Origin of the sequence: Sagittula sp. MA-2 (genome assembly GCF_030126985.1) — a bacterium.
Taxonomy (GTDB): Bacteria; Pseudomonadota; Alphaproteobacteria; order Rhodobacterales; family Rhodobacteraceae; genus Sagittula.
Window position 1 is genome coordinate 3,772,828 of record NZ_CP126145.1, and the last position, 13,733, is coordinate 3,786,560.

Here is a 13,733-nt window from a genome sequence, read left to right on the forward strand (position 1 = left end):
TGCGATGATAAGGAAACGTGCAGACCGCTGGCCGAGTGCCTGGGGCTTCGAGTTGTGTACCGATGACGGCGACTTTGCCGCCACCATCGTCAACGTGTCCGAAACCGGCGCCTTCGCGGAGGGGCGCCTGCCCCTTGCCGTGGGCTCCCGGGTCCGGCTGATGGCGATGCGCCAGCCGGTGCCGGCCCGCGTCGTGCGCGTGGGACCACGGGGCGTCGCCCTTTCCTTCGACCACCCGCTGGATGCCGCCCAGCTGCAGAACCTGCGCCAGTACCGCGATCTGAGCCTGCTTTAGGCGAAGCCCCACGGCAGCAGGGCCTCTCGCCGCTTCGTGAGCGGTGTTCTCATTGCCTTGCCCGCCCCGTCGCTCTAGGCTCTCGGGAACGAAAATGAAGGGGAGACCGGCACCTTGGACCTTTGGGCAAAGCGCATCCGTGCAGGCATTCTGGCACTGGCCGCAACGGCAACGGCGGCCAGCGCAAACGGCATCGCCGGGGATTACCTCGCCGCACGTCAGGCCAGCTTCCTCGGCGACTTCGCCTCGGCCGCACACTACTACGAACGCGCGCTGGCCTTCGATCCCGGGCGCGCGGAACTGATGGAACGCGCCATCCTGGCGGAGATGTCGCTGGGCAACTTCGGCAAGGCGGCGCTGCTGGCGGAACGCATGGCGGAGGGCGGGCACGAAAGCCAGATCGCCCAGATGGCCGCCCTGACCACCGCCGTGGACAGCGAAACCTTCGCCAACGTCATCCAGTCCATCGACGACAAGCGCGGCATCGGCCCCTTGGCAGACGGTCTCGTGAAAGCCTGGGCACAGCTTGGCGCCGGTGACATGAGCGCGGCCCTGGTCGAATTCGACAACGTCGCCAAGATGCCCGGCCTCGGCCCCTTCGCGTCTTATCACAAGGCGCTGGCCCTCGCCTCGGTGGGCGATTTCGAAAGCGCCGCCGCGATCTTCGACGAAGAAGAGGCGAACGGCATGGCTTCCACCCGCCGCGGCGTCATGGCCCGGGCAGAAGTGATGTCCCAGCTTGGCCGCTCGGAAGCCGCGGTTGCCATGCTGGACGAGAACTTCGGCGCCGATCTGGACCCCGCGCTGCAGCAGATGCGCGACGCGCTGGCGACCGGCGAAAAGCTTCCCTTCACGCATGTCCGCACCCCGAAGGAGGGGATCGCGGAGGTGTTCTATACCCTCGCCGGCGCCCTCTCCAACGAAGGCAGCGACGAGCTGACCCTGCTTTATGTGCGGATGGCAGAATACCTGCGCCCCGATCATGTGGACGCGATCCTGCTGGCAGGCGAACTGCTGTCCGGTATGGGCCAGTACGAACTGGCAGAGCAGGTGTTCGAGGAGGTCCCGACGGACGATCCCTCGCGCCACGCCGCCGTGCTGGGCGAGGCAGAGGCGCTACGCGATCAGGACAAGACCGATCAGGCGATTTCCGTCCTCGAGACACTGGCCGAACAGAAGCAGGACCTGCCAGTGGTGCACACCACGCTCGGCGACATCTTCCGGCAGGAACAGCGCTACGAAGATGCCGTCGCTGCCTACACGAAGGCGCTGTCGCTTTACGAGGAGGAATCCGAACGGCTGTGGTTCCTCTACTACGCCCGCGCGATCAGCTACGAGCGTCAGGAAAAGTGGGAAGAGGCAGAGGCCGATTTCCGCAAGGCACTGGACCTGAACCCGGAGCAGCCGCAGGTGCTGAACTACCTCGGGTATTCGCTGGTGGAACAGCAGCGCAAGCTGGACGAGGCGCTGAACATGATCGAGCGCGCCGTCGCGGCCCGCCCGAACTCCGGCTACATCGTCGACAGCCTCGGCTGGGTGCTCTACCGCCTTGGCCGCTACGACGAAGCCGTGCCGCACATGGAACGCGCCGCCGAACTGATGCCCATCGACCCGGTGGTCAACGATCACCTGGGCGACGTCTACTGGGCCGTCGGGCGGGAGCGTGAGGCAGAGTTCATGTGGAAGCGCGCCCTGTCCTTCGTCGACTGGGAAGACGCCGCCGCAGAGGCCGATCCGGAGCGTATCAAGCGCAAGCTGGCGGTCGGGCTGGATCAGGTCCTTGCCGAAGAAGGCGCGCCGCCGCTGGAGCGCGCCGAGGTGTCGGACTGAACCTGCCGTAGCGCCGCGGGCTATTCAGATGAACGGACGTCAGGTCGCCGCCTTCGCTCCGGCGAAGATCAACCTTGCTCTGCACGTGACAGGGCAGCGGGATGACGGCTACCACCTGCTCGACAGCCTCGTGATGTTCGCCAATGTGGGCGACACGGTGCGCCTGTCCGACGCGCCCGAGATGTCGCTGGAGGTCACCGGGCCGCGCGCGGCAGGGGTGCCCGCCGACCGGCGGAACCTGTGCTGGAAGGCGGCGGAGGCCTACGGTTGCGCCGTCGCGATCACGCTGGACAAGCACCTGCCGGCGGCGGCGGGGATCGGCGGCGGATCGTCGGACGCGGCGGCGGTGCTGCGGGCGATGGAGGAACTTTACGGCCGCCCTGCCCCGGTCGATCCGGTGACGCTCGGCGCAGATGTGCCGGTCTGCATGGTGGGACATGCCGCCCGGATGAGCGGGATCGGCGACCACGTGCTGCCGCTCTTCATGGCGCCGATGTATGCCGTCCTCGTCAATCCGGGGGTAGAGGTCCCAACCCCGGCCGTCTTCAAGGCCCTGTCGCGCAAGGACAACCCACCCATGTCGGAGATGCCGGAGGGCGGCGGCCAAGCCGCCGCGCTCGACTGGCTGGGCGCACAGCGCAACGACCTGCAGGTTCCCGCCATCGCGCTGCAGCCGGTGACCGGCGACGTGCTGGCGGCGCTGGCTGAACTGGCCGGCGCGCGGCTGGTGCGCATGTCCGGCTCCGGCGCGACCTGCTTTGCGCTGTTCGACGACCGGCCCGCGGCAGATGCCGCAGCGGCGCAGATGCAACAGGCACACCCGCACTGGTGGACCGCCGCCTGCACCCTGCGCTGACGGGCTAGTCCAGCCCGACTTCACCCAGAATGAAGTCCGCGATGCGGACCGTGTCGTCGAGGTTGAACACCGGAACATGCAGCGACATGGAGGTGTCCGAGGCAACGGCGCGGATGGTGTCGTCCTCCGACACGATCAGGCCCTTGCCCGTCTCGACCCGGTGGCATTCGAGCTTCGGATGCCGCGCGCGCTTGTAACCCTCCACCAGAACCAGGTCGACGGGCCTCAGCCGCGCCAGCAGATCGTCAAGGTCCGGCTCGGGCGCGCCGCGCAGTTCCGTCATCTGGGCCACGCGCTTGCGCGACGCAAGGATGACCTCGGAGGCGCCTGCCTCCCGATGGCGATAGGAATCGCGACCGGGATGGTCCACGTCGAAACTGTGGTGCGCGTGCTTGATCGTGCTGACCGAATAGCCGCGCCCGGCGATCTCGGCCACAAGGCGTTCTACCAGTCCTGTCTTGCCGGAATTCTTCCAGCCCGTGATCCCGTAGAGCTTCACAGCATCGCCTCCGCCTGCGCAAGGTCTTCCGGCGTGTTCACATTGAAGAAGGCGCGTTCGTCCGGGAAGACGGCTTCGCGCCCGCCGTGCCTTTCGGTCCAGAGCACGACCTTCTTCAGACCGCCTTCCAGCGCGGCACGCAGATCGTCGCGCAGCGCCACGGGCCAGAGGCCGAAGGTGGGGTGACGGATCAGCCGCCCCTTGGCCGAACGCGTCTCCATATCGCCCTCGGTCGCGGCCAGCACCAGCGGGTGGTCCTGCCCCTCGGCGGCCAGCAACAGGCGCGGGACAAGGTCGCAGGGCAGGAACGGCGTGTCGGCCGCGACGCTGACAAGCGTGTCGGCCCCCTGCGCGGCGGCCCAGTCGAGCCCGGCCAGCACACCCGCCAAAGGCCCAGGAAATCCCGGCAGGCTGTCCGCGACGACCGGCAGGCCGTAGGCGCCGAAACGGGCGGCATCACCATTGGCGTTGAGGCACAGGTCCGCCACCTGCGGTGCGGTCCGTTCGATCACGTGGGCCAGAAGCGTCCGGTCGCCAAGCGTCAGCAAACCCTTGTCGCCGCCGCCCATCCGCGTCGCCTGACCGCCCGCCAGGATCACCCCCACAGGTGCCTTCATGCCCAATCCTTCCAAGATGCCTGTCCCCGTGGTGCCTTCGACCAAGCCGGGTCGCAAGGCCCTTCGTCCTGACCGTTCAGGCCTCCGCGCTCTTGCGGCGGTGCTTGCGGTCCTCGTCGTCGATGCTGTCCGGGTCGGCGTCCCGTGTAAGACGCTCTTCGCCGGACAGGCACAGGAACCGCCGCCCGCGCAGCCGTCCGATGCAGGTGAGGCCGGTCTCCCGCGCGATCTCCACGCCCCAAGCGGTGAAGCCGGAGCGCGAGGCCAGCACGGGAATGCCCATCAGCGCGCACTTGATGACCATTTCCGAGGTCAGCCGCCCCGTTGTGTAAAGGATCTTGTCCGCGCCGGAGACGCCCTCGGACAGCATCCAACCCGCGATCTTGTCGACCGCGTTGTGGCGCCCGACATCCTCCATGTAGACCAGCGGGCGGTCCTGCTGGCACAGCACCGTGCCATGGATCGCGCCGGATTCGAGGTAGAGCGACGGCGTGGTGTTGATCTTCTTCGACAGCGCATAGAGCCACGAGGTCCTCACCTCGGCCGCGGGCAGGGTCAGCCCCTGCAGTCCCTCCATCATGTCGCCGAAGACGGTGCCCACGGCGCAGCCGGAGGTCCGGGTCTTCTTCTTCACCTTCTCCTCGTAGGTCGTCTGGGAGGCGGTGCGCACCACCACGACCTCAAGCTCCTCGTCGTAATCGACACGTGTGACCGTCTCTTCGGTCCCCAGCATGCCCTGATTGCGCAGGAACCCCAACGCCAGGTATTCCGGGTAATCGCCGATGGTCATGGCGGTGACGATCTCCTGCCCGTTGAGGTAGATCGTCAGGGGCCGCTCCTCGACCACGCGCGCTTCGACCGGCTGGCCGGTGTGGTCGACGCCCGTAACGGCGCGTGTCAGCCGGGCGTCGCCCGGGTTCGGGGCAATCAGGTATTCGCCGTCATCGGATTGCATCTGCCCTGTCTCCCCGCTACCGCTGTGCCTGTTTCGAGAGGTTCAGACCATGGCTGACGCCCCCCCGATGTCAAGCTTCTGGCGCGGATTCCGCGACGGACTGCCGTTCCTGTTCGTGGTCGGCCCCTTCGGCATGCTGTTCGGCGTTCTGGCGACGGAGGCCGGGCTGAACGTCTTCGAAACGCTCAGCTTTTCGGTCGTGGTCATCGCCGGGGCCGCACAGTTCACCGCGCTGCAACTAATGACGGAGAACGCGCCGACAGTGGTGGTGCTGGCCTCTGCGCTGGCGGTGAACCTGCGGATGGCGATGTACTCCGCCTCCATCACGCCGCACCTCGGCGCGCTGCCGCTGGGCAAGCGGATCGTGGCGGCCTATTTTCTTGTGGACCAGACCTACACCGCGGCGGCAATCGAATACGAGAAGCGCCCGGATCAGACCCTGGCCCAGAAGTTCGCGTATTTCATGGGGGTAGCCATGCCGATCTGCCCGCCCTGGTACGCATTCACCCTTCTGGGCGCATGGATCGGCGCGGCGGTGCCGCCGGAACTGGGGCTGGATTTCGCGCTGCCCATCGCCTTCATCGCCATGCTTGGCCCCGCCATGCGCACCGGGGCGCACCGCATCGCGGCGCTGGTCGGCGGAACCGGGGCGCTGCTCTTTGCCTTCATGCCCTGGAACCTGGGCCTGATCTGCGGGGCTGTGCTGGGCATGATGGCCGGGGCGGAGGTCGAACGCCGCCAGTCCCTGCGCGCGCGGGAGGAAACGACCGAAGACGCGATGACCACGGGAGAGACGCGATGACCGCCGGAGAGATCGACCGCACCACGCTCTGGATCGTGATCGTGCTGCTTGGCCTCGGGTCGTTCGGGCTGCGATTCGTGTTCCTGGGACTGATCGGGGATCGCGAGCTGCCGGAATGGCTGCTGCGGCACCTGCGCTATACCGCCGTGGCGGTGATCCCCGCGCTTGTCGCCCCGCTGGTCGTCTGGCCCGCCGCGACGGGAGGCCAGACGGATCCTCTCAGGCTGACCGCCGCCGTGCTGGCGCTGCTGGTCGGGGGATGGACGCGCAACCTGTATGCTGCGCTGTTCACCGGGGCCGCCGTGATGGTCGGCGGCTCCTACCTGCCCGGGCTGGTCTGACGCCCTTACGGGTTTTTCGTCTGCTGCCAGTCGAGCTCGATCCGCTTCACGGCGAGGTCCTTGTCGTCCTCGTCGTCCTCGCGCAGCTCGCGCGTGGTGACGCCCGGCAGTTCCGCGAAAGCTTCCATCAGCTTGGTCGGGAACAGGACGGAGGGAAGCGTCTCGAACCCCGGCAACTGGCGCAGGATGCCCGAGGTGGCCGACGTGCAGGCCGCGGCCGAAACCGGCCCGTTCGCCTGCACCAGCCGGAGGGCGCGCTCCGCCACTTCCGGCGGGACCTGCTTCTGCTGGATCTTAACGCGGTAGGTCGACCGTGCGTGCGCGCTTTCATAGGCCTGTTCGACGTCGGGCGTGATGCCGTACAGAACGTCGTCGATTTCCGGCACGGACTGGAAGCGGACAGAGCCCGCGGGGTCGAAGACAACGCGCTGGCTGGGTGCGTTGATCATGATCGAGGTGTGCGCCCCGCCGTTCGTCCGGTTGTTGATCATCGTGTAAAGCGTGATCGACGGCGGCAGCGACGAGCGGTAGGCGGCTGCTGCAGCCTCTTCCGGCGTTGCGTTCGGGCCGGACATCTGCCCGGCGCCGCAGGCCGCCACGGTCAGGAGCGCCACCAGCGCGAGGCAGGCGCGAAATCCCCGCCCGGTCAGTTCCGTCATCTTCATCAGCATACCACCCGATCTGTTCGCGCACGTTCTGACGCACGAATGCACGAGGCCCAACTCACATTCAAGTGACGTCAAGCGCTTGAAATACCGACGTTGCGTGGAGGTATCAGGTCCGGAAGATCGCGAGGAAGATCACGATCGCGAGGATCACGTACAGCGTGCGGACGGTGAACTTCACGAAGCCGTTGAAGGTTTCTTCCTGCGTGGTGATGTCCATGCTGCCGTGCTTGTGCTCTGCCATTTGTCCTGTCCTTGGGGTGTTCACGTTTCGAAGCAGGGGAATAGCGGATATTTTCGCCCCTGTCACCGCGCCAATAAGGCGCAAATGTCGCGCCCTCGCTCAGGTGTCGAGATCGCGCACGAGGCGAAAACCGATCCGTCGCGGCGCTGCGCGTTTCTCGGCCTTGGGAAGCGCCCTGAGGGCCACGTTCAGCTGCGTGACGTGCTGGATAAGCTGCATGCGACCGCCTGCCGGGTCGCTGCCGTAGAAAGTGACCACGTCCGGGTCGAAGTATCCCATGCCCTCGATCCGCAGCACGCCCGCATCGCCGCCCGTGAAACCCATGGCCACTTCCTGCTCCGAATCGAGCCGCTCTTCGAAGGCCTTGATGTAGAGGATCAGCCGTTCGTAGGCCCAGCGGGCCGGGCTTTTCTGTTCGACCGGCGTGTTGCGCACCGCCTCCGGCAGTTCGTTGGCATTCTCAGGGGTGTCTTCCTCGGTGTGCACCTCGCGCCGCTGCGGCATGGCAGCGTTCTCGTGCGCTTCGGCCGCGGTCGCGATCCGGTCGTCCATGGGTCCTCCTCGGGGCAGCATCGCGGCCCGCACTCCTTCAGTCGTCGGGTTGAGGATAGCTTGGGGGGTCCGGGGGGCAAAGCCCCCTGCCACGGCCGAAAGCAGGTCGTCGCGTGTCAGCGCGCCGAAACCCGCTGGAACAGCCAGCGCCCGTCCTCTGTCACCTCGCGCGTGGCGCGCCCGGTGTGCCAGAGGTGCAGGCAATGCGCCATCGCCTCCACCAGCGCCAGCCCGTATTCGCCCGCACCGATCCGGCGCATGAAGAGCGGCTGGAAACAGCCCGCGGCGGTGGCGGGCTCCGACAGGAAATCCTCCAGCCTTTCCAGCGCCCCGTGATGGTTCGAGATCAGTTGCCCCATCCGCGCCGGCAGACCGTGAAACGGCAGCTTGTGCCCGCCGAGGACTAGATGATCCTCACGCGCCAGCACAGACAGGCGTTCGCAGGCGTCGAGCCAGTCGGCCACCGGGTCCGCCTCGGGCTCTGTGGCGTAGACCCCGAGGTTGGGCGAGATCGACGGCAGGATCTGGTCCCCGGCGATGACCAGAGATCCGTCCGTTTCCCAGAGCGTGACATGCTCCGGTGCATGACCGCCGCCGGTATGAACTGCCCAATCCCGTCCGCCCGCGCGCAGCGTGTCGCCCTGTTTCAGCCGCTGGACCCCGAAGGGCAACGGCCAGACAGTGCGGCGGAACATGTAGGGCGGCTCGTCCATGCGGGACGCGATGATCTCGTCGCCCATCCCCGCGGCGCGCCAGTAGGCCACCACCTCGGGCGGCGGCGTGTCGTTGGGGTCGAGTTGCAGCATCCGGGCCAGCAGCCATGCGGTGCGCGAGGTCAGAAGCTCTGCCCCCTGCTCCTGGAACCATCCGGCCAGCCCGATGTGGTCGGGATGGTGGTGGGTGACCAGCACCCGGCCCACAGGCTTACCCGCCAGGGGCCCGGTCAGCAGGCTCTCCCAGATGCCGCGCGTCTTCGAGGAGTTCATGCCGGTGTCGACGATCGTCCACGACGCGCCGTCGTCCAGCGCGTAGACGTTGACGTGGTCCAGCTTCATCGGCAGCGGCAGACGCATCCACAGCACGCCCTCGGCCACCTCGATGGCCTCGCCCGCGGCGGGCGGGGTGTCGAAGGGAAAACGGATGTGTCCCGGGCTGCCGTCCATCATGCCGCGAAGTCCTCTGCCGGGACCAGGGCACCCGCCCGCGCCTGCGCACAGAGCGACGCGTGCTCGGGCAGCATGCGCAGGATGTAGAACCGGGCCAGCCGTTCGGTGGCGCTGTTGCGCTCCGCACAGGCGGCGCGCAGGTGGGCCGTGGCGCCCAGCACCCGCGCAAACGCCCTGAGGTAGGGCACGGCACCGGCGAATCGGTCCGTCATGTCCATCGCCAGCAGCGCCTCCGTCGCGTCGCGCAGATTCTCCGACGCCTGCCAGGCGGCTTCGGCCAGTTCGGGGATGTCGCTCTTCACGCCCTCGATGTAGCTCTGCATGGAATCGATCATGGCAAAGACCGCCTCTCCGCCGTCCATCAGCTTGCGGCCCACGAGGTCCATCGCCTGGATGCCGTTGGTGCCCTCGTAGATTGCCGTCACGCGCACGTCGCGCAGGTACTGGGCGGCGCCGGTTTCCTCGATGTAGCCCATGCCGCCGTGCACCTGCACACCCTTCGACGCCACCTCGATCCCCACGTCGGTGCCGAAGGCCTTGGCGATGGGCGTCAGCACGCCCGCGCGCGCGGCCCAGCCCTTGTCTCCGGTGGCCCGCGCCATGTCGAGCGCCACGGCCAGCATCAGCCCGATGGACCGGGCGGCGAAGATGTCGGCCTTCATCTCGGCCAGCATGCGGCGCACATCGGCGTGGCCGAGGATGGTCCCGGTTTCCGACCGGCCCTGCTTGCGCTCTTCGGCATAGGCCAATGCGTGCTGGTAGGCGCCTTCGGCCACACCGATGCCCTGCACGCCCACGCCGAGCCGGGCGTTGTTCATCATGGTGAACATGGCACGCATGCCGTCGTTTTCCTCACCGACAAGCCAGCCGGTCGCGCCCTCGTAGGACATCACGCAGGTCGGAGAGCCGTGCAGCCCCATCTTGTGCTCCAGCGACACCACCCGCAGGTCGTTGCGCGCGCCCGGTTCGCCGTTCTCGTCCGGCAGGAATTTCGGGACGAGGAACAGCGAAATGCCCTTGGTCCCCGGCACCGCGTCCGGCAACCGCCCCAACACGAGGTGGCAGACGTTTCCGGTGAAGTCGTTGTCGCCCCACGAGATATAGATCTTCTGACCGGTGATGGCGTAGGTCCCGTCGCCGTTCGGCACGGCCTTCGTCGACAGCGCCCCCACGTCGGACCCGGCCTGCGGCTCCGTCAGGTTCATCGTGCCTGCCCACTCGCCGGTCACCAGCTTCGGCAGGTAGAGCGCCTTTAGCTCGTCCGAGGCGTGGTTTTCCAGCGCCTCGATCTGGCCCTGGGTCATCAGCGGGTTCAGTTGCAGCGCAAGGCAGGCGCCCGACATCATGTCGTTCACGCAGGTGGTGACCGTCAGCGGCAGCCCCATCCCGCCCGACGCTTCCTCGGCCGAGGCCGCGATCCAGCCGCCTTCGGCGATGGCCCGGTACCCTTCGGCGAAACCCTCCGACGTACGCACCACGCCGTTCTCCAGCCGCGCCGGATCCAGGTCGCCGTTGCGTTGCAGCGGCGCCATGACCTCTTCGCACATCTTCGCCGCTTCCGAGAGCACCGCTTCGACGGTTTCAAGCGAGGCGTCGGCGAACCGTTCCGTGGCCGAGACCCGTTCATAGCCGACCACATGTTTCAGAATGCGAGAAAAATCGCCCAATGGCGCGCGATACGTCATCTAATTGCCCCTCCGGCTTGGCAAGCCCACATCTCTCTAGTAGCAAGCGGACCCGTATAACAAGCGTATGACCGCTGAGAGTGGCGGCAACAGAAACGCCACGTCAAAACCGGGCTGCATGACAGAGCGACTTCTCCCCGACCCCACCGGCCTCGCGCGCGCAGCCTCCCTGCTGCGTGACGGACGGCTCGTGGCCTTCCCGACCGAGACCGTCTACGGGCTCGGTGCGGACGCCCGCGACGATCATGCCGTGGCCGCGATCTATGCTGCCAAGGGACGTCCCAGTTTCAACCCGCTGATCGTCCATTTCGCCGACCTCGACGCGCTGAAGGCGATGGTGGAGTGGTCCGAAGAGGCGGAGGCCATTGCCCAGAGCTTCTGGCCCGGGCCGCTGACCCTCGTCTTGCCGCTCCGCGAAGGCGCCCGTGTTTCGAAGCTGGTGACCGCCGGGCTCGACACCATCGCGGTGCGCATGCCTGCGGCGCCCGTGGCGCGCGACCTCTTGCGTGCGGCGGGGGTGCCGGTCGCGGCGCCTTCGGCCAACGTCTCCGGCCAGATCAGTCCCACGCGGGCCGAGCATGTCGCGGCCAGCCTCGGCGACCGGGTGGATGCGATCCTCGACGGCGGGCCGTGCAAGGTCGGGCTGGAATCGACGATCCTCGGGCTGGCGGGCCGTCCGACGCTGCTCCGGCCCGGCGGAATCACCCGCGAGGCGCTTGGCCATGTCCTGGGACGCCGGATCGCGGAACGGCACGGCTCGGACACGATCTCCGCCCCCGGCCAGACCAAGTCGCATTACGCGCCCCGCGCCGCCGTGCGGCTGAACGCCATCGAGTTCGAACCGGGCGAGGCCAGCCTCGGGTTCGGAGATGTGGAGGCGGACCTGAACCTTTCGCCGTCCGGCGACCTGACGGAGGCGGCTGCGAACCTCTTCGAGTACCTGCACCAGCTCGACGCCAAGGCGCCCAAGGTCATCGCCATCTCGCCGATCCCGCATCTGGGGCTGGGCGTGGCGATCAACGACCGCCTCAGCCGGGCCGCCGCCGACCGCTGATCCGGCGCGGCGCGAAGCCACTGTCGGCTACGCTGCGTAGGGCGGGGTTGCACGCCGCCCCTGCCAGTATTCAGTAAATCCTCGGCCTGAGGTCGGCCTCAGGCACGCCCGGTACCTCCCAGAACGCCGCCGCGCCCTCCGGCAGGCGTTGCAACACCCTTGCGAAGTCCGCCGGGTTGACGTGTGGCCGGATGGCGCGCGCGACGGCCTCGATGGCATTTCCGGGGGTCAGGTTGTGGTGGCGCCGCACCGCCTGTGCCTCACGGACAAGCTCGGCCCGGGGACCGAAGGGCAGAGGCGTCTCCTCCACCTGCCAGCCCGCCACGAACACCGCCCGCACCACGCAGGGCAGGACAGAGGCGAAATCCAGCCCCTGCTGGGCTGTCAGGCGGCGGCGGAACACCTGCAGCACACCATCCAGCGCGGTGTAGGCCATGTTGTCGGACTCAAGGCCCATGTGCTCTTTCAGATCGTCGAGGATGGCCCGCCATTCCTTTTCGGCGTGGCGATAGGTCCATGGCATCGGCATCGCCGCCTCCCGGTCCTTCAGGCCCGCCCGCCCTCGCTCGACAGCAGGAGCGGCGAGACGCCGATGCTTTCCAGCGCCGCCTCCCACTTCTGCCCGTCGGTCAGGTCGAAGATCAGATCGGCGGACGACGGGCCGACCAGCCAGGCGTTCTCGGCAATCTCGTTCTCCAGCTGGCCCGGCCCCCAGCCGGCATAGCCCAGCATCATAAGCCACCGCTCCGGCCCCTGGCCCTGGCCCAGGTCCTCGAGCACGTCGAGCGTCGCGGTCATCTTCAGATCCGGCGTCACGTCCAGCGTCGTCACCACCGAGGTGTAGTCGGGCGAATGCAGCACGAAGCCGCGGCCCATCTCCACCGGCCCGCCATAGCGCACCTTGGTGCCGTCCAGCCCCGCCGGATTCTCGATCGAAAGCTGGGACAACAGGGCCGACATGTCGATGTCCGGCGTAGGCTTGTTGACGATCAGGCCCATCGCGCCCTCGTCGGAATGGTCGCAAATGAAGACCACGCTCAGATCGAACCTCGGATCGGCCATGCCCGGCATCGCGATCAGCAGATGCCCCGTCAGGTTCGTCGTCGCAATGTCACTGTTTTCCGCCATGCCCACCTTCAAGTCCTGCAGCCGACGTTCTGGCGCGGTCGGCTTTCTCCCCACCATGCGACAGCCCCGGGCCATGCGCAAGAACGTGGCCCCGCCGCCACCCCTCTCGGAGCTCTCACTTCAAGGTGACTTCCCTTTTGGCGACGTCCATAGCATCCCTGTCCGCATGAAGAAAATTCTGCGCGCCTTTCTGGCCCCGGTTCTGGCCGCTTCGCTGATCCTGCCCGCGCCTGCCCGGGCAGAGCGTTACGACGGCATGCTAGACGCCACGATCCTTCCCGGCTGGCGCCTGCCAAACGGCGACCATATCGCGGCGCTGCACCTGCGGCTTGCCCCCGGGTGGAAGACCTACTGGCGCAGCCCCGGCGATGCGGGCATCCCGCCCAGCTTCGACTGGCAGGGCGCGCAGAACACCCGTGCCGTGACCGTATCGTGGCCCAGCCCGCAGGTCTTCTGGCAGTCCGGGATGCGCTCCGTCGGCTATCATGACGAGGTCGTGTTGCCGCTGCGCGTGTCACTCCGCAATGCCGGCAAGGACGCGCAGCTCAACGGCACCATCGAGATCGGCATCTGCAAGGACGTCTGCCTGCCCCAGCGGCTGAAGGTTTCGGCCACCCTGCCCGCCGGGTCACGCAAGCCCGATCCGCGGATCGCCGCGGCGATGGCCGACGTGCCCTTCGGGCGCGGCGATGCGGGCGTGACCTCTGTCACCTGCACGGTCTCGGCCACGCCCAAGGGCATCGGGTTGAACGTCGCCCTCACCTTGCCCGGCGCCACCGGCAACGAAGAGACGGTGATCGAATTCGCCGATCCGGAACTGTGGGTGGCAGAGCCGCAGACATCGCTGCGCGGCGGCCAACTGGTGGCAGAGACGCGCGTGACCCACCTGTCCCGCGCCGCCTTTGCGCTGGACCGCTCCGAGATGGTGCTGACGGTGCTGGGCGGCCGGATGCCGGTCGAAGTCCGCGGCTGCGACTGACGCGGCCGTTCGGTCTACCCCCAAAGACGCAAGGCGATCCCGGCGGCATTCCATGATGCCGCCGT

The 13,733-nt window shown here is 67.6% G+C and carries 17 protein-coding genes; 7 read left to right on the forward strand and 10 right to left on the reverse strand.

The features are described from left to right. The first annotated feature begins 4 nt into the window (after positions 1–4). The 3 genes from QNI11_RS18415 (at position 5) to QNI11_RS18425 (ending at position 2,981) form a co-directional block, all read left to right on the forward strand. Positions 5–295 (forward strand): PilZ domain-containing protein, encoded by a 291-nt coding sequence (locus QNI11_RS18415; protein ID WP_157814987.1) that lies wholly within the window; start codon positions 5–7, stop codon positions 293–295. Between the two features lie 114 nt (positions 296–409). Then, positions 410–2,125, forward strand: coding sequence for a tetratricopeptide repeat protein (locus QNI11_RS18420; RefSeq protein WP_100929174.1), 1,716 nt, complete (start codon positions 410–412; stop codon positions 2,123–2,125). A 28-nt stretch (positions 2,126–2,153) separates the two neighbouring features. Then, complete coding sequence (locus QNI11_RS18425) at positions 2,154–2,981, forward strand: 4-(cytidine 5'-diphospho)-2-C-methyl-D-erythritol kinase (protein WP_283981255.1); 828 nt, start codon at positions 2,154–2,156, stop codon at positions 2,979–2,981. Between the two features lie 4 nt (positions 2,982–2,985). Here the strand turns inward: QNI11_RS18425 and mobB are convergent, their stop codons facing one another. From mobB to QNI11_RS18440, 3 genes are all read right to left on the reverse strand, one after another. Beyond that, the gene (gene mobB, locus QNI11_RS18430; RefSeq protein WP_283981256.1) at positions 2,986–3,480 is read right to left on the reverse strand and encodes a molybdopterin-guanine dinucleotide biosynthesis protein B; all 495 of its coding nucleotides are present in this window, start codon (positions 3,478–3,480) and stop codon (positions 2,986–2,988) included. Then, complete coding sequence (gene mobA / locus QNI11_RS18435) at positions 3,477–4,097, reverse strand: molybdenum cofactor guanylyltransferase MobA (protein ID WP_283981257.1); 621 nt, start codon at positions 4,095–4,097, stop codon at positions 3,477–3,479. Before mobA ends, mobB begins: the two co-directional genes overlap by 4 nt. 76 nt (positions 4,098–4,173) lie before the next feature. After that, entirely contained in the window at positions 4,174–5,052 is an 879-nt protein-coding gene (locus tag QNI11_RS18440; RefSeq protein WP_283981258.1) for a formate dehydrogenase accessory sulfurtransferase FdhD, read from the reverse strand. Positions 5,053–5,101: 49 nt separating this feature from the next. Here QNI11_RS18440 and QNI11_RS18445 point away from each other — a divergent pair, with 49 nt between their 5' ends. Both QNI11_RS18445 and QNI11_RS18450 read left to right on the forward strand, forming a co-directional pair. Further along, on the forward strand, positions 5,102–5,854 hold the full coding sequence (locus QNI11_RS18445) for an AzlC family ABC transporter permease (protein ID WP_283981259.1): 753 nt from the start codon (positions 5,102–5,104) through the stop codon (positions 5,852–5,854). Beyond that, on the forward strand, positions 5,851–6,195 hold the full coding sequence (locus tag QNI11_RS18450; RefSeq protein WP_100929168.1) for an AzlD domain-containing protein: 345 nt from the start codon (positions 5,851–5,853) through the stop codon (positions 6,193–6,195). The genes QNI11_RS18445 and QNI11_RS18450 overlap by 4 nt, the downstream gene beginning before the upstream one ends. Positions 6,196–6,200: 5 nt before the next feature. Here QNI11_RS18450 and QNI11_RS18455 read toward each other — a convergent pair whose 3' ends face one another. The 5 genes from QNI11_RS18455 to QNI11_RS18475 form a co-directional block, all read right to left on the reverse strand. Further along, on the reverse strand, positions 6,201–6,860 hold the full coding sequence (locus QNI11_RS18455) for a hypothetical protein (protein ID WP_283981260.1): 660 nt from the start codon (positions 6,858–6,860) through the stop codon (positions 6,201–6,203). Positions 6,861–6,969: 109 nt separating this feature from the next. Further along, positions 6,970–7,104 carry an aa3-type cytochrome c oxidase subunit IV gene (locus QNI11_RS18460; RefSeq protein ID WP_100929167.1) on the reverse strand — a complete coding sequence of 45 codons (135 nt, stop codon included), beginning with the start codon at positions 7,102–7,104 and terminating at the stop codon, positions 6,970–6,972. Positions 7,105–7,203: 99 nt separating this feature from the next. Further along, positions 7,204–7,656 (reverse strand): hypothetical protein, encoded by a 453-nt coding sequence (locus tag QNI11_RS18465; RefSeq protein ID WP_100929166.1) that lies wholly within the window; start codon positions 7,654–7,656, stop codon positions 7,204–7,206. Positions 7,657–7,772: 116 nt separating this feature from the next. Then, positions 7,773–8,822: an MBL fold metallo-hydrolase gene (locus QNI11_RS18470; RefSeq protein ID WP_283981261.1), complete on the reverse strand. Its 1,050-nt coding sequence runs from the start codon at positions 8,820–8,822 to the stop codon at positions 7,773–7,775. Continuing rightward, complete coding sequence (locus QNI11_RS18475; protein WP_283981262.1) at positions 8,819–10,507, reverse strand: acyl-CoA dehydrogenase; 1,689 nt, start codon at positions 10,505–10,507, stop codon at positions 8,819–8,821. The genes QNI11_RS18470 and QNI11_RS18475 overlap by 4 nt, the downstream gene beginning before the upstream one ends. Positions 10,508–10,625: 118 nt before the next feature. Between QNI11_RS18475 and QNI11_RS18480 the strand changes: the two genes are divergently transcribed. Beyond that, on the forward strand, positions 10,626–11,561 hold the full coding sequence (locus QNI11_RS18480; RefSeq protein WP_283981263.1) for an L-threonylcarbamoyladenylate synthase: 936 nt from the start codon (positions 10,626–10,628) through the stop codon (positions 11,559–11,561). Between the two features lie 70 nt (positions 11,562–11,631). On the opposite strand, the gene QNI11_RS18485 is transcribed toward QNI11_RS18480, so the two are convergent. Continuing rightward, complete coding sequence (locus QNI11_RS18485) at positions 11,632–12,090, reverse strand: DUF2267 domain-containing protein (RefSeq protein ID WP_283981264.1); 459 nt, start codon at positions 12,088–12,090, stop codon at positions 11,632–11,634. A 17-nt stretch (positions 12,091–12,107) separates the two neighbouring features. After that, a complete protein-coding gene (locus QNI11_RS18490) occupies positions 12,108–12,689 on the reverse strand; it encodes a YqgE/AlgH family protein (protein ID WP_283981265.1) in 582 nt (193 codons plus the stop codon). A 166-nt stretch (positions 12,690–12,855) separates the two neighbouring features. Here QNI11_RS18490 and QNI11_RS18495 point away from each other — a divergent pair, with 166 nt between their 5' ends. After that, complete coding sequence (locus QNI11_RS18495) at positions 12,856–13,668, forward strand: protein-disulfide reductase DsbD domain-containing protein (RefSeq protein ID WP_100930954.1); 813 nt, start codon at positions 12,856–12,858, stop codon at positions 13,666–13,668. Positions 13,669–13,733: the final 65 nt, after the last annotated feature.

What these genes read in the sequence shown, in the direction of transcription:
- QNI11_RS18415 (WP_157814987.1), top strand. Translation starts at nt 5, where the DNA reads ATGATAAGGAAACGTGCAGACCGCTGGCCGAGTGCCTGGGGCTTCGAG.
- QNI11_RS18425 (WP_283981255.1), top strand. Translation starts at nt 2,154, where the DNA reads ATGAACGGACGTCAGGTCGCCGCCTTCGCTCCGGCGAAGATCAACCTT.
- mobA (WP_283981257.1), bottom strand. Translation starts at nt 4,097, where the DNA reads ATGAAGGCACCTGTGGGGGTGATCCTGGCGGGCGGTCAGGCGACGCGG.
- QNI11_RS18440 (WP_283981258.1), bottom strand. Translation starts at nt 5,052, where the DNA reads ATGCAATCCGATGACGGCGAATACCTGATTGCCCCGAACCCGGGCGAC.
- QNI11_RS18445 (WP_283981259.1), top strand. Translation starts at nt 5,102, where the DNA reads ATGGCTGACGCCCCCCCGATGTCAAGCTTCTGGCGCGGATTCCGCGAC.
- QNI11_RS18450 (WP_100929168.1), top strand. Translation starts at nt 5,851, where the DNA reads ATGACCGCCGGAGAGATCGACCGCACCACGCTCTGGATCGTGATCGTG.
- QNI11_RS18455 (WP_283981260.1), bottom strand. Translation starts at nt 6,860, where the DNA reads ATGAAGATGACGGAACTGACCGGGCGGGGATTTCGCGCCTGCCTCGCG.
- QNI11_RS18460 (WP_100929167.1), bottom strand. Translation starts at nt 7,104, where the DNA reads ATGGCAGAGCACAAGCACGGCAGCATGGACATCACCACGCAGGAAGAA.
- QNI11_RS18465 (WP_100929166.1), bottom strand. Translation starts at nt 7,656, where the DNA reads ATGGACGACCGGATCGCGACCGCGGCCGAAGCGCACGAGAACGCTGCC.
- QNI11_RS18470 (WP_283981261.1), bottom strand. Translation starts at nt 8,822, where the DNA reads ATGATGGACGGCAGCCCGGGACACATCCGTTTTCCCTTCGACACCCCG.
- QNI11_RS18475 (WP_283981262.1), bottom strand. Translation starts at nt 10,507, where the DNA reads ATGACGTATCGCGCGCCATTGGGCGATTTTTCTCGCATTCTGAAACAT.
- QNI11_RS18480 (WP_283981263.1), top strand. Translation starts at nt 10,626, where the DNA reads ATGACAGAGCGACTTCTCCCCGACCCCACCGGCCTCGCGCGCGCAGCC.
- QNI11_RS18485 (WP_283981264.1), bottom strand. Translation starts at nt 12,090, where the DNA reads ATGCCGATGCCATGGACCTATCGCCACGCCGAAAAGGAATGGCGGGCC.
- QNI11_RS18490 (WP_283981265.1), bottom strand. Translation starts at nt 12,689, where the DNA reads ATGGCGGAAAACAGTGACATTGCGACGACGAACCTGACGGGGCATCTG.
- QNI11_RS18495 (WP_100930954.1), top strand. Translation starts at nt 12,856, where the DNA reads ATGAAGAAAATTCTGCGCGCCTTTCTGGCCCCGGTTCTGGCCGCTTCG.